This window comes from Pontibacter sp. SGAir0037 (assembly GCF_005491705.1).
In the GTDB taxonomy this organism is placed as follows: Bacteria; Bacteroidota; Bacteroidia; order Cytophagales; family Hymenobacteraceae; genus Pontibacter.
In genome coordinates, this window is the sequence record NZ_CP028092.1 from 4,473,983 (window position 1) to 4,488,563 (window position 14,581).

The window sequence follows — 14,581 nt, forward strand, 5'->3', positions numbered from 1 at the left end:
TCTGGAAGAAACGCCATTAAAATCTTAAATAAAATGATATGCTTAATATTTTCCGGGTTTGCCTGTTCGGTGAGCAGGTTATTAAAGGCATAACAAGTGGCAGAGCGCATCTTAACTTTTTTGTAACACTTTGTCAGAAAGTCGCGTGTCCTGATGCGTGATACGTTTGTCGTAGTTTTTAAAACTGCAGCGAAAGCCCCATGCCCATATTACCGGTAGGCAGTACAACAGGCACAAAAGAAGTATTAATGCCTCTGTCTTTCAGCGTTCTGTTATTTACCAGCTTGCCGTGTATCCAATAAACAGTGTTTACAGATAAGATACCCACGCCAGCACCGGCCAGTACATCAGAAAACCAGTGGGCATTATTGAGAATTCGCATAGCTCCTGTAGCACCTGCTATACCATAGCTGGCAACACTTACCCACGGGCTTTTGTGGCGGAACTCCTTATCCATGAAAGTAGCCATCGTAAAAGCATAAGCCGTATGCCCGGAAGGAAATGCCGTAGGTTTACCGTTAGGCCTCTCGATATCAGTTATTGTTTTTACAGGCCATACAATGGCAGAAGTTAAGGCGCCTGCAGAGATGAGCAGCAGCGTTTGGCGAGGAAGCTCGTGGCGATGCTGCGAAGAAATCAGGTTAAAACCATAGAGCCCGACCAGTGGGGCCAGCATTATAAAATCGTCGGCATTGGTGCTGAAGTTCGGGAACGTTCTGGTTCTGTAGTCGAATACGTCGTGGCTGCTCAAAATACCTCTGCCACCTACAGTGTAAATACCTGCTCCAATCAGAACTGCTGAGGGCAGCACCGCTCTTTTCAGAAAGCGGACATTATCGGCCTCTAAGCGTTGGGCATCGGTAAATGGTTTCTTTTGGCCAGGAAGAACTGTATCGGGAGGAAGGGCATTAGCCGTATCCGAAAGCTCAATGGTTTTTTCCTGCTTTTGTTGTTCCTGTGCAAAAGCAGGGTTTATCAAGAAAACAAGGCAAAAGAAGTGTATAAGTGCAAACTGGGGTACTTTTAAAACTTTCGACATTACTGGTGAGGAAATTTTAATGATAGTATAAGGTCAGGCATTTCTACTTTTTATATAAAATACCTGACCTTATACGTGTTACTTAACAATTTAGTAATAAAGGAAGCTGATAAGGCAGGATTCACCTGTTACCTGTCCAGTTCTCCCAGTACAATATCTACGGAGCCGACTATCGCAATTAAATCGGCTACCATACAACCCTTGCTGATCTCGTGGAGCACCGACAGGTTTGAGAAGCAGGGAGAGCGGCCCTTGCAGCGGAAAGGCACATCGCTGCGGTCGGTGGTACGGAAAAAGTAGCCTAACTCGCCGCGTGGTGTTTCGGCCCGAAAATAAAGCTCTTTTTCGCCAGTCATGCGCAGCTTCTTCGGGCAAGCAGCCTGTGGGTCAAAATCAGGTGTACGCTTATGCGCACCCTCCAGCTGATCAAGGCACTGGCGAATAATTTTTACCGACTCCCGGCATTCCTGTGCCCGAACATAGTTGCGGTCCCAGCAGTCGCCTGTAGTGCCTACCAAACCTGTTCCCACAGGTACTTCAAAATCCAGTTCCGGGTAAACAGAATAACCATCTACCCGACGCAAGTCATGCTTTAGGCCGGAAGATCGCAGCATAGGGCCGGAGCAACCATAGTTTATGGCAACATCCAGGGGTAAAATGCCTACATTGGCAGTTCTGTCTATAAATATTTTGTTTGTAAGCAGAATTGTATCGAGTTCATCAAGCTTAGGCAGCAGGTAGTTGATAAATTCGCGGCAACGCTCTTCGAAGCCAATAGGCAGGTCGTAGTACAGGCCACCTACCCAGATGTAGTTATACAGCATACGCGCGCCAGAGGCCCATTCGAGCAGGCGTTGTATATGTTCCCGGTCCCGCATGAGCCACAGAAAAGGTGAAAAGGCGCCTATATCGATGCCATAAGTACCAATAGCCACAAAATGAGAGGCAATGCGGTTCAGTTCTGCCACCAGCACCCGGATATACTCCACACGCTTTGGAATCTGGTCTGTTATACCTAACAGCTTCTCTACGCCCATACACCACACATGTTCTGAGTTCATGGCGGCCAGGTAGTCCATGCGGTCAACGTAAGGAATAGTCTGGTTATAAGCCATACTTTCGGCATGCTTCTCGAAACAGCGGTGCAGGTAGCCAATATGAGGAGCCACATCTACGATCAGCTCTCCGTCCGTTACTACCTCCAGGCGCAGTACACCGTGCGTGGAAGGGTGCTGCGGGCCCATGTTGATAATCATTTCACCCGCCTTCAGGTTTTCCGCCTCAAACTTATTCGGCTCCGATTGCAGCAGGTATTCTTTGTAGATGGACGTGGTGCTCAATGATAAACTCTAAATGATGAATAAGAGCAAAGTTCGTGAAAAAACACGACTTAAGCAGTAGGTTTGAAAGCAAGGGTAGCTTTGTTGAGGCTGATTTTTATAGCCAGGTTTAAGTTTGTGAGTTAGCATTAATATGATTATGTTTGAATATATTGGTTTTGCCTTATGAACTATCGATCCCTGCTTCTTATACCGCTGCTGATACTGACAGACATTCTCACTTTTTCGGAGATAGCGGCCTTGCTAAGAACTCCATCTGATATGGCGGTGGCAGGAGGAGTGCTTTTGCTTCTGTTGCTGCTGATATTCAATTTCATAATTATCCGATACATAATCACCAAACTAAAAGCCTGATGAGCCGCCAGATTTTTACCTTTAGCCTTGCCTTTATTCTGATAATCCTCTTCTCTGTTACAGCCATGACCTCCTGCACCCGCATTGATGCCGGGCACGAGGGAATTTTGGTGAAGCTGTATGGCACTGATAAGGGCGTACAGGACGTATCGCTGGTAACAGGGCGTGTATGGTATAATCCGTTAACAGAAGACGTGTTTCAGTTTCCTACTTTTGTGCAAACAGTAGATTATGCTGCTTTCACAGTAAATGCCAAAGATGGTTCGGTTTTTACCGTAGACCCAACAATTTCTTTTAGAGTAATTGCCGGCCAAAGCCCCCGTATCTTTAGCAAATACCGCAAAGCCATCGAGCAGATTACCGAAACTACTCTTTACAACTATACCAGAGATGCTTTCCGGATTCAATTTAACCAATACAGCACCGATAGTATTATCTCTAACAGGCAATCTTTTGAGGACAAGGTGCAGCAGGCACTAGGCGAATCTTTAAGAAAAGAAGGATTTGAGCTAGAGCAGATGACAAGCGGGCTGCAGTACCCGGAAGAAATTGTGCGAGCTGTAAACCTGAAAAACCAGGCAGTACAGCAGGCCATGCAGGTAGAAAACGAGTTGAAAGTGGCCGAAGCACAGGCTAAGAAAAAGATTATAGAAGCCGAAGCAGAGGCAAAAGCAAACCAGCTACGACAACAAACGCTTACACCTTTACTTATCCAGCAGCAGTTTATAGAAAAGTGGGATGGTAAAACAGCACTGTATGGTAATTCGCCTGTGTTCTTCCGGAATGTGCAGTAAAAGATGGTAAAAGCCTTGTTTTTTTAAGTGTTAGGACATTATTCATAGTAGTTTATGCGTTTTATTTAAGTAAATTGTGGTTAGAATATAAATTCCAGCACAGTTTCAGCAAAAATCAGCAAAAGCTTAAAAGAATGAATACGGATCTGACTACTTATTACAGAGATAGGGCGAAAGAGTATGAATGCATTTACCAAAAGCCAGAGAGGCAGGAGGAACTTTTACAGCTAACAAATCTTTTGCAGGAGTTTTTTGCTGGAAAACTGATTTTTGAAATTGCCTGTGGCACCGGCTACTGGACCGAGCGTATAGCATCTGTCGCAAAAGCCATGCTGGCCACCGATATTAACGAAGCTGTACTCGAAGTGGCCGAATCAAAAGGCTATAAAAAGGCTAATGTCAGCTTTGAACAAATTAATCTTTTTGATCTGAAAGACAGCGTGCTGAAATGCCGCAACCTTTTTGGCGGCTTTATCTGGTCTCATATTAAACTGGAGAACCTGGATGAGTTTGTTAATATCATCAACAACTTTGTAGATATAGGCGGCTCCGTAGTGCTTATAGATAATAACTATGTAGAGGGTAGCAGTTCTCCTATTGTAAAGCAGGATGAGCATGGCAACACGTACCAGTTGCGTACACTCGAAAACGGATCGGAGCACCTGGTGCTGAAGAACTTCCCTACCGAGCAGCTTATTAGAGAAGCTTTAGACGGCAAGGCAACCGACATAAATTTTGTTAATATGCAATACTACTGGTTCCTGTCGTACAAACCTATCAAGTAGTGCCAGGCTTTTCACGCTTATCCGAAAAAGGTGTCGGAGTACCCGTTAATTCATGTGGCTCTCCTTTAAAGCCATTAAACTCGTTATGATCGTCGAACGCTACCTTAATGCCATGATAATAATCCTGTAATTTATAGTCTTTCCGGAGCGGATGCCCTTCCCAATCGGCAGTGCATAAAATGCGGCGCATGTCCGGGTGGTTTTTAAAAGATATTCCTAACAGATCATATACCTCGCGTTCGTGCCAGTCGGCAGTGCGCCAGATATGGCTTACAGTTGGCACTTCCGGCAGCAGCGCGTCAGCCGGATGGCGGGGAACTGTAACCTTTAGCATCAGGTGATGGTCGTAAGGGATAGAGTAAAGGTTGTAGATCACCTCCATAGTGCCAGCAGCCGGGCCATTGTCTAAACCCGTTATACAGGAAAGAAAGTCGAAATAGGTTTGTTCGTTGTCGTGAAGCTCCAGGCACACCTCCGGCAGGCGTTCTGCCTGTAGTACCAGGTAAGGCTGCAGGTTATTTGTATTCTCTGCTACAATCACATCCTGCCCAAACTGCTCAGTTATAAAATTCTTTATCTCTTCAAATAACATGCTCTTACAAATAACATTAAAAACAAACCGGCTCTGGCAGCCACAACCGGTGCAAAGTTAAAATAAACTTGCCTACAATACAGGTGCCTTAGCTATAAATGAATACTTGTGCAAATCAGCCTTCTCAATATAGGTAATTACTGCAACGCTGCCATATGGTTAGTAGTAAATACTTAATTATTTTCAACAAAAAAGAGGTGTTGTTGATTTTTTATCATCATAATTATTATAATTTTATAAAAATGATTTTATTTTATGTTTTCTTTTGATAAATTACTTGAAAACATAAAGAATTATCGTTGAAAAGTTTATCCAGAAGAGATTTCCTTACTAAAAGTGCCATATTGGCTGGAGGCGCTTATCCGGCAGCGCTGGCACTGGGACTAATGCCTGCTGCTCCTGCACATGCTTTTAAACTGGAAGGAGAAAGTAAAGGCAAACACATTATTATATTAGGGGCAGGACTGGCAGGCATGACGGCTGCCTATGAATTAGGCAAGCTTGGTTACCAGTGTACTATTTTAGAGGCAAGAACAAGAACCGGGGGGCGCTGCTGGAGCGTGCGTAACGGTGCTACAGAAACAGAGACATCTAATCTGCGCCAAACAGCCAGCTTCGATAGCGGGTTGTATTTTAATGCTGGCCCTTCGCGAATTCCACACCATCACCAACTGAGCCTGCACTACTGCCGGGAACTGGGCGTACCACTGGAAGTTTATAACAACGTAAACGAAAGCGCTTACTTCTATAGCGAAGGCAATGGTAGCTTATCTAATAAAAAAGTAAGGGCCCGCGAAATACACAACGATATGCGGGGCTACATGAGTGAACTTCTTGCAAAAGCCATCGACCAGAAACAGGTAGATACAGCGCTTTCGCACGAAGATGCAGCTAAAGTAATTGAGTACCTGCGGGCAGAGGGTGGCCTGGATATAGATAAACTGTACAAGGCATCTGCCAGAAGAGGATACATAGAAGCTCCGGGAGCAGGTGAGAGAACAGGGAAGATAGCCGATCCGCATAAATTGGCTGATATCATTCAATCGGGCCTGATAGACCCCGACTTCTACAATGTAGCCGAATATACATATGAACTGCAGATGACTATGTTCCAGGCTGTAGGCGGTATGGATAGAATTGCACAGGCCCTGGAGAAGCAGGTAGCTAAAAGTATAAAGCTTGGGGCCGAGGTAACGGATATCCGGAACCAGGAGCAGGGTGTAAAGATTACGTATAAAGATAAAAAAGGCATACAAACTATAACAGGAGACCTGTGCATCTGCACATTGCCGCTACCTGTGCTAAGCAACATTAACCATAACTTTTCTTCTGATGTAAGTCGTGCTATTGATTTTGTGCCTTATATCCAGACCGGGAAAATCGGGCTGCAGTTCAAGCGCCGTTTCTGGGAAGAAGACGAACATATCTTTGGCGGCATTACCCACACCAACAACGACCTCACCCAGATTTTTTACCCCTCCAACGATTACCTCAGCAAAAAGGGTGTGCTAATAGGGTACTACAATTTTAACGATAAAGCTGCCAGAATAGGAGAGCTTTCTTATATAGAGCGTGAGCAGTTTGCCTTGCAGAAAGGAAGCCAGATACATGTGCAATACCCTAAAGAATTCGAAACCTCTTATTCGGTAAGCTGGCACAAGTCGCCATACAGCCTGGGTGGCTGGGCCGTGTATAGCTCCGACGACCGGAAAACACACTACCAGGCGCTGCAGAAGCCGGAAGGGCAGGTATACTTTGCAGGGGAGCACATGACTTATTTAACCGCCTGGATGGCCGGAGCATTTGAATCTGCCAGAAGTGTGGTAGCAGCGGTGCATAGCCGTGTGAATGAGCAGCGGGTGACATATCCTGCTGTAGGAAGTAACTAACAAGCTGAAACTATAAACTTACCTAAATCTAAACTACCATGTCACATCCTATGAATCGCCGAAAATGGCTAAAGTCCAGTGCTTTTCTGGCTGGCGGCCTTACTGTACTGCCGGCTGGCCTGGCTTCGCTTACAGCCAAGGCTGCTCCTGTACCTGGCATCAGAGAATTTATAACGGATGAATCTGTTTTACTGGCAGCTCCGCCCGAAATAAAAGCCAGGTTAAGTGCCAACGAAAACCCGTTCGGGCCATCTGAGAAAGCCAAGAAGGCTATTATGGACTCGCTTTCTACAAGCTACCAGTATGCTTTTGTGGCTGGCCGGGAGCTGACGCAAAAAATTGCAGCCTACGAGGGAGTAAAGCCGGAGCAGGTATTAATTGATGCAGGTTCTTCGCCCTTACTGCATGCAGCAGCCATGCATTTCAGCAAAAAAGGCGGTTCTATTATCACTGGCGATCCGTCTTATGCCGATCTGCCCGAAACAGCAGGTGAGTTTGGTGCCAATATTGTAAAAGTGCCTCTTACGGCTGATTACAAACTGGACCTGGATGCCATGGAAAAAAAGATAGACAGCAGTACCGCGCTTGTTTACCTGTGCAACCCCAACAACCCGACAGGCACGGTAGTAGACACCGCGAAGCTGAAAGCTTTTTGTGAGCGTGTATCCAAAAAAGTACCGGTGTTCATAGATGAAGCATACATAGATTACCTCGATGATCCGAAAAGTGCCAGCCTGATGGAGAATGTGAAGAAAGGCCAAAACGTTATTGTTGCCCGTACTTTCTCCAAGCTTTATGGTTTTGCAGGTTTGCGTGTAGGGTATACCATCGCACAACCCGATATGATTAAGCAACTAAAGGCGCTTACTTCAGGTGGAGGCAGTATTTCCTGTACTTCGCTTCAGGCAGCCCTGGCCAGCTATCAGGATCAGGCTTTCCTGAAAGATGCCCTGCAGAAGACAATGGCATCTAAAAAGTTTCTGTACAGCGTGCTCGATAAAGAAGGCTATAAGTATATCCCGTCTTCAGCCAATTTTGTTATGTTCCCGATCAACATGGAGGGCAGGCGCTTTAGCGAAGAAATGATGAAGCGGGGAGTCAGCATCAGAACGTGGGCTTTCAATAACCAGGACTGGTGCCGCGTGAGCATCGGGCGCATGGACGAAATGCAGGTTTTTGCCGAAGCCTTTGGGCAGATTTCATAAAAAACCTTCTCCTTTAAATAAACCACTTGTTTTAACTTTTACGCTTTATCATGCATAAGATATTTATAGTAGCCTACTTATTTGTTCTAACTACCTGTATGACAGCAAAGGCTCAGACTGCAGCTGTAAATCCTCGCCCGCTTACCATGGATGAGTATAAGAAAGCAAAAGCTTTTGCCATTAACAATTTAGATAAAGACACCTATGTGAAAATAGAAAATACTTACATACTGGATCGTTATGAAATGCGCAAGCCCTATTTTATTACAGGTGACGACGGGCTGAAAAAGCGCATCGATCTGTACAAACTGATGGCAAAAGAGGGGATGCAGGAGCTGGGCCTGATGATCTTCTATACCAACGAGAAAGGCAAACAGTATAAAGCGGTGCTACCCAATTTTACAGCCGACGGCAAGGTATGGGAGCAGTACTTCGAAGATATTCATGCCATCGATAAAGAAGAGAAAAACTATGTGCTGAAGCTCTCCTATATCCTGTCGAAAGAATTAGGTTTCCAGCAGTATAAGGTAATAAATCAGGGTAAAGATCTAAAAGCAGAGTCGGCTACCTACGGGAATGACATCTGTTTTCCGGGCGACCAGGTAGTAGCTATGGCCAACGGCAGCAGAAAGCTGCTGAGAGACATTTTACCAGGCGACGAAGTGGTGACCGTGAATCCTGAAACAAAGCTGGAAACTGTGACTAAGGTAAGAGAGCTGGTGGCACACGAGGCAAAGAATTATGCCATTACGCAACTGGTAGTTATAGCTGCAGAAGAGAAGGCTGGCAAAAAAGAGACTACAATACATCTAAAGGACAAAGTATTAGAGGCTACTCCGAATCACCCGATGAAAACAAGGGCAGGCGACAAAAAGATAGGAGAGATAGCCGAGGGAGAAGAAATCTTGTGCTTTAACAAAGAAACAAATTCATACGAACCTTACACCGTGCTGCGTAAGAAAGAGTTTGCAGGTGGCGTACAGAAGGTATACAACATGGTAGCCGATCAGGGTACTACTTTTCTGATGAACGATGTGGTAGTAAAACAGAAATAAAGATAAAATTAGAATAGTTTATTAATCCTTGTCATGCAAAAACCCTGTGGCCAGAACTACAGGGTTTCTTGTTTTGGTGGGGTATACCTAATCAGGTTTGGTGCGGCCTTTAATTATTTATAACTTAGCATAATTTGGTTATAGTAGGTGATTTTAAAAGCGTTAGAGGAGCAGCTATGCAGAATAGAGCGACTAGTGTAAGTGCCGAAAAATTCTTTAAAGGTGGGGGTGAAATGGGAGACCGTATCAGGCAGCTGAACTGGTCTGAAACCAAGCTTGGGCCCATTGATACATGGCCACAGAGTTTACGCACTGCTGTTAGCATTATGCTGTCTTCTAAAATCCCGATGATGATTCATTGGGGGCCGGAACTCATCCACTTTTACAACGATGGCTATGCGACTATCATGCAGTCGAAGCATCCTGGTGCGTTAGGAGAGCCCGCCTATCCGTGGTGGAGCGAGATGTGGGAGTTTCTGGACGTAATCTTTAAACAGGTGCTGGATGGGGAAACCACTTATTTTAAAGACCAGCTGGTATTGCCTAACAGGCGCGGGTTTTTAGAAGAGGCCTATTTTACGTTTTCGCACAGCCCGATATATGACGAAACTGGTAAAGTAGGAGGTATTTATGCCACAGCGATTGAAACAACAACGGATGTGGTAAATCAGCGCCGGCTGGCGATGCTTAGCCATATAGCAGCAACCATTAACGAAGCAAAAGATGCAGCGGCAGCGTGTAAAGCTATTGCAGCTTCCTTAGCCACTAATCCTGAAGATGTTCCGTTTGCTTTACTATACCTTATCGATAAAAATGAAAAAGTAGCCCGCCTGGCAGCTACCGTTACTATAGACGCAGATACCGCTGTAAGCCCGGCAACAATTAAGCTGCAGGAACTAACTGACGTAACCCAAGGCTGGCCTGTGGCAAAAGTAGCACGCCTGGGAGAACAGGAACTGCTAACAGACCTGGCGGGGCGCTTCGGTGCTTTGCCAGGAGGAGCCTGGCCGGAATCGCCGGGGCAGGCATTGGTGCTGCCGGTAAACCGTATGGGCCAGGATAAAGGAGAATTGCCCTATGCCGTGTTAGTAGCGGGTTTCAGTGCACGCAGAGTAGTAGATGATGAGTATATTGCCTTTTACAGACTTATAGCGGAGCATACAAGCCGCGCCATTGCCAATGCAGAGGCTTACGAAGAAGAACGCAGGCGCGCGGAGGCATTGGCCGAGATAGACAAAGCAAAAACAGTTTTCTTTAATAACATCAGTCATGAGTTCCGCACACCGCTTACGCTTATGCTGGGGCCTTTGCGACATGTGCTGGAGCAGGAGTTGCCGACTGATATTCAGGATCAGCTACAGTTGGTAAAGCGGAATGGCGAGCGGATGCTGAAGCTGGTAAATTCGCTGCTGGATTTTTCAAGAGCAGAGGCAGGCAGGTTGCAGGCTTATTTTAAACCTGTGGATATAACTGCTCTGACTACGGATATATGCAGCAGTTTTCGATCGGCAGTGGAGGCAGCCGGTTTAAAATTCGAGGTATGGTGTACTCCTATAAAAGAGCCAGTATACCTTGATGCAGATCTTTGGGAGCGTATCTTGTTTAACCTGCTTTCTAATGCCCTGAACTTCACATTTGAAGGAGAGATAAGGGTATCGGTTACACAACAGGGGCAGGAGGCTGTGCTTACTGTTTCGGATACAGGTGTAGGTATAGCTAAAGAAGAGCTGAAGCGGGTTTTCTCAAGGTTTCATCGTATAAAAGAAGCTAGAAGCCGAAGCTTTGAAGGTACAGGTATAGGCTTGGCTTTGGTGCAGGAATTGGTAAAGCTGCACGGTGGAACGGTAGATGTAAAAAGCATACCTGAGGCAGGTACTACTTTTACTGTAGCTATACCATTAGGTAAAGAGCATTTGCCAGCTGCATCTGTATCACAGGACTCCACACATGTTGAGCGGCATGATAAGCCCTGGGAGAATGATTTAGCACCCATTCTGGGATGGGAACATGCAGTTCTGCCAGCCGAAGATCATAGCAGTACAGTTAAAGAAGGCTCCACAAGTGCCGGAACTAAACCTTCCATTCTTATAGCTGATGATAACAAAGATATGCAGCAGTATTTGTCTCGCATACTGCAGGACGATTACCACATAGTAAGAGCTTCTAACGGAGAAGAAGCCTGGCGTATGATAACAGAACAGTCTCCTGCCCTGGTAATTTCGGATGTTATGATGCCTGAATCAGACGGTTTTGAGTTAGTGCAGCGTATCCGGGCTGATGTACGCACCAAGCTTATGCCTGTCCTACTGCTGTCGGCAAGGGCTGGGGAAGAGGCCCGGGCGGAAGGTATTGAAATGGGAGCCGACGATTATCTGATAAAACCTTTCAATGAACGGGAGCTGAAAGCGAGAGTAAAAACAAACCTTCACCTGGTAAACCTTCGAAACCAGGTAGTGCAGGTGCTACAGGAAGCTGTGGATCATTCGGAAGGCAGAAATCATGCTTTACAGAAATCGAATGAGATGCTGGATAACTTTGTACACATAGCTGCTCATGATCTTAGAACGCCGGTGAATAACCTGCAGGGACTGCTAAAGGTATTTGAGTATGAGGCCAATCCTGAACAGCAGAAAAAGCTGTTAGCCATGTTACAAGGTTCTGTCAGAGGTCTCGACATGACTATCAAAGGCTTGCTGAATATTATCCGGCTTGAAACGCGGGGGAACAGGGGAGCCGATAGAATAACTTTTCGCCATGCTTTTGAAGAGGTTATGCCTGAGTTGCAGCTTGCTTTAGAGCAAAAGCAGGGGCAGGTGCTAGCAGATTTCAGCAAGGCGGAAACCATTGTATATGAGGAGGCTTTCCTGCTTAGTATTATAAAGAACCTGGTGTATAATGCGCTCAAATACAGTGCTGCTGAAAGGCCTCCGGTTATTTATGTTTCGACAGAACCTGATGAGGAGGGGGTGGTGCTGAAGGTAGAAGATAATGGCATAGGAATAAATCTGGAGCAGCACGGGGCGCAGCTGTTCAAACCTTTTAAAAGATTTTCACATCAGGCAGAGGGAAACGGACTCGGTTTATACCTAGTAAACAATATGGTGGAGCGAAATGGCGGTCGTATTCAGGTACGCAGTCAACCTGGAGAAGGCACCACCTTTGAAGTGCACCTGAAACCATATAGTTTGCGTGTAGCAAAGGATTAAGGGAACAAGCTAGAAGACCAAAGCGAAGTTAAGCTTATGTCTTTTAGCTTGCTATACTTTACCGGCATTGGCCACAGGCTGCTGCATTTGTGCTGCCCGCTTTGCCATAATTTGTTGCACTGCCCGTGGAGCACGAAGCGACTCTTTCCGGATAACTTCCTGCAGTTGCATAAAGCCGCCTATCAAAGCTTCCGGACGTGGCGGGCAACCAGGCACATATACATCTACAGGAACAATACGATCTACACCTTTTACTACATGATAGCCGTGCTCCCAGTAAGGGCCGCCGCAATTAGAGCAGGAGCCCATAGAAATAACATAGCGCGGCTCCGGCATCTGCTCATATAGTCTGCGCACCCTGTCAGCCATTTTAAAGGTAACAGTGCCTGCCACAATCATCACATCCGACTGCCGGGGCGAAGCGCGCGGAATAACGCCTAAACGGTCTATATCGTAGCCAGAACTATAAGCACCCATCATTTCGATAGCGCAACAAGCCAACCCGAAGCCCATAGGCCATAGTGCTGATAAACGAGCCCAATTCATCAGGTCGTCCAGTTTTGTAATCACTACCCCGCCTTCTCCTGTCTTTGCGTTCACGATACGTTTAGAATTAGAAATTAATAATTATGAATTGGAAGTTATCAGCAAGTTTCTCTCATAGCGCTAACTTCAGTTTGTCTGCCAATCCGACACTAACTATCTTGCGGATCGGTCTTAGAGGTAGGGGCTGCTTCTCTTCTTTTATACTGCCTTTCGTTTACGCGCTGGTATACCTCCATAGGTATTTTAGAGCGACTTTGCGGAACAACAGGCTGTGGCTTAATCCAGTCGAGGTGGCCCTTTACCCAGGCATAAGCTAAACCAAGAGCTAGTACCGCAATAAAGATAAACATCTCGATAAGTGAAAACCAGCCCCAGGTGCCGTTGGTGGCTTCTATTAAATCTCTTCTGCCAAACACGGTAGCCCACGGAAACAGAAAGGCCAGCTCCACATCGAAAATAATGAAGATAAGTGCCACCACATAAAACCTTGGGTTAAACTGTATCCAGGCATTACTAATGGGCTCTTCCCCTGATTCGTAGGTAGATAGCTTCTCAGGGTTAGGTCGGTGTGGCCTTAAAAGCTTGGCTGTAAACAGACCTATTATAACAAAAATAGCACCGCCAATCAGGAATAGCAGGATTGTTCCAAAATCCGATAAATATGTTTCTGCCATAGCTTAGCGCTGTTTCTGCAAAACTACAATAATTATAGCTTACTCTCCATGTATACTTCTTAAAAGGCACAGCACGAGTAATCTTCTAAATTAAAAATTAGAAATTATGTTCTCTGGAAAGACTATTTACCACTTGAACTGAACAGGATGAATGATTTACTTAAATGCACATTAGCTCTCCTCTGTCTCGTCCGGCAGGATTTCCACATCCTGCACCAGTACAAAGCTTTCTATTTCGCGGGCTTTGGGAGTGTTGGCTAATCCGCCTTCGGCTGTTTCTTTATACTTACGTTCCATACTTTCACCTACTTCGCCCAGCGCTGCCACACATTGGTCTACGGGTATAACGGGGTTTAAGCCTGCAATAGCCATCTGTGCCGAGGAGAAAGCAATAGCGGCTGCACTGGCATTGCGCACAATACAGGGTACTTCTACCAGTCCGGCCACCGGGTCGCATACCAGGCCGAGCATACATTGTATGGTAATGGCAACGGCAGCAAACGTTTGGTCAACAGAGCCGCCCAGGCAGTAAACGATAGCACCTGCCGCCATAGCGGCGGCACTGCCTGTTTCGGCCTGGCAACCGCCTACAGCGCCGGCCAGCGAAGCATTCTGTTCAATAATAAGAGCGATACCTGCACCAACTAAAAGGCCCTCGTGTATTTTCCGATCGTCCAGGTTGTGCAGTTCCTGCAGTGTGGTAAGGGTGCCAGGCAATATACCCGAAGCACCGGCTGTCGGAGCAGCTACCACACGGCCCATACAGGAATTCACTTCTTTGGCCCCCAAAGCACGGGAAATGAGCTTCTGGAATTCAGGTGAAAGTACTGTAACAGGTGCTTTGGCTACTTTTTTAGCACCGTTGTTCACCATACCTGAACGGGATTTCATGTCTTCGGTCAGGCCGGTTTGTACGGCATCTTTCATGACATCGTAAGCCCTGGCTATATTTTCCCAGATAAATGCTTCGGTGCGCCCTTTCTGGTCGATCTCGTACTCCAATACAGCCTGGTAAAGCGGTTCACCTGTTTCGGCACAATGCTTTTCCCAGCTTTTAAAATCATTAAATAATAATGACATATAATTTAGTATTTCTGTTCTG

The 14,581-nt window shown here is 46.0% G+C and carries 12 protein-coding genes; 6 read left to right on the forward strand and 6 right to left on the reverse strand.

Annotated features, from left to right (window positions below; all coding sequences use genetic code 11):
- Positions 1–178: 178 nt before the first annotated feature.
- The gene (locus C1N53_RS18530) at positions 179–1,039 is read right to left on the reverse strand and encodes a phosphatase PAP2 family protein (protein WP_137760732.1); all 861 of its coding nucleotides are present in this window, start codon (positions 1,037–1,039) and stop codon (positions 179–181) included.
- 128 nt (positions 1,040–1,167) lie between these two features.
- On the reverse strand, positions 1,168–2,379 hold the full coding sequence (locus C1N53_RS18535) for an NADH-quinone oxidoreductase subunit D (RefSeq protein WP_137760733.1): 1,212 nt from the start codon (positions 2,377–2,379) through the stop codon (positions 1,168–1,170).
- Between the two features lie 353 nt (positions 2,380–2,732).
- On the opposite strand from C1N53_RS18535, the gene C1N53_RS18540 reads away from it, so the two are divergent.
- Complete coding sequence (locus C1N53_RS18540) at positions 2,733–3,527, forward strand: prohibitin family protein (RefSeq protein ID WP_137760734.1); 795 nt, start codon at positions 2,733–2,735, stop codon at positions 3,525–3,527.
- A gap of 134 nt (positions 3,528–3,661) precedes the next feature.
- The gene (locus C1N53_RS18545; RefSeq protein ID WP_137760735.1) at positions 3,662–4,312 is read left to right on the forward strand and encodes a class I SAM-dependent methyltransferase; all 651 of its coding nucleotides are present in this window, start codon (positions 3,662–3,664) and stop codon (positions 4,310–4,312) included.
- Here C1N53_RS18545 and C1N53_RS18550 read toward each other — a convergent pair.
- Positions 4,305–4,904 (reverse strand): NADH-quinone oxidoreductase subunit C, encoded by a 600-nt coding sequence (locus C1N53_RS18550; RefSeq protein ID WP_137760736.1) that lies wholly within the window; start codon positions 4,902–4,904, stop codon positions 4,305–4,307. The two genes, C1N53_RS18545 and C1N53_RS18550, sit on opposite strands and share 8 nt — an antisense overlap.
- A gap of 299 nt (positions 4,905–5,203) precedes the next feature.
- On the opposite strand from C1N53_RS18550, the gene C1N53_RS18555 reads away from it, so the two are divergent.
- The 4 genes from C1N53_RS18555 to C1N53_RS18570 all read left to right on the forward strand — a co-directional run bounded on the left by C1N53_RS18555 (position 5,204) and on the right by C1N53_RS18570 (position 12,259).
- Positions 5,204–6,793: a flavin monoamine oxidase family protein gene (locus C1N53_RS18555; RefSeq protein WP_240773272.1), complete on the forward strand. Its 1,590-nt coding sequence runs from the start codon at positions 5,204–5,206 to the stop codon at positions 6,791–6,793.
- 50 nt (positions 6,794–6,843) lie between these two features.
- A complete protein-coding gene (locus C1N53_RS18560; protein ID WP_137760737.1) occupies positions 6,844–7,998 on the forward strand; it encodes a histidinol-phosphate transaminase in 1,155 nt (384 codons plus the stop codon).
- A 98-nt stretch (positions 7,999–8,096) separates the two neighbouring features.
- Entirely contained in the window at positions 8,097–9,053 is a 957-nt protein-coding gene (locus C1N53_RS18565; RefSeq protein ID WP_168194061.1) for a Hint domain-containing protein, read from the forward strand.
- A gap of 176 nt (positions 9,054–9,229) precedes the next feature.
- Positions 9,230–12,259 (forward strand): ATP-binding protein, encoded by a 3,030-nt coding sequence (locus C1N53_RS18570; RefSeq protein WP_137760739.1) that lies wholly within the window; start codon positions 9,230–9,232, stop codon positions 12,257–12,259.
- A gap of 51 nt (positions 12,260–12,310) precedes the next feature.
- Here C1N53_RS18570 and nuoB read toward each other — a convergent pair whose 3' ends face one another.
- The 3 genes from nuoB to sdaAA all read right to left on the reverse strand — a co-directional run bounded on the left by nuoB (position 12,311) and on the right by sdaAA (position 14,559).
- Positions 12,311–12,862, reverse strand: a complete 552-nt coding sequence (nuoB, locus tag C1N53_RS18575) for an NADH-quinone oxidoreductase subunit NuoB (protein WP_240773481.1) — start codon at positions 12,860–12,862, stop codon at positions 12,311–12,313.
- 92 nt (positions 12,863–12,954) lie between these two features.
- Positions 12,955–13,479 (reverse strand): NADH-quinone oxidoreductase subunit A, encoded by a 525-nt coding sequence (locus C1N53_RS18580; protein WP_137760741.1) that lies wholly within the window; start codon positions 13,477–13,479, stop codon positions 12,955–12,957.
- Positions 13,480–13,650: 171 nt separating this feature from the next.
- Complete coding sequence (gene sdaAA / locus C1N53_RS18585) at positions 13,651–14,559, reverse strand: L-serine ammonia-lyase, iron-sulfur-dependent, subunit alpha (protein WP_137760742.1); 909 nt, start codon at positions 14,557–14,559, stop codon at positions 13,651–13,653.
- Between the last annotated feature and the right edge of the window lie 22 nt (positions 14,560–14,581).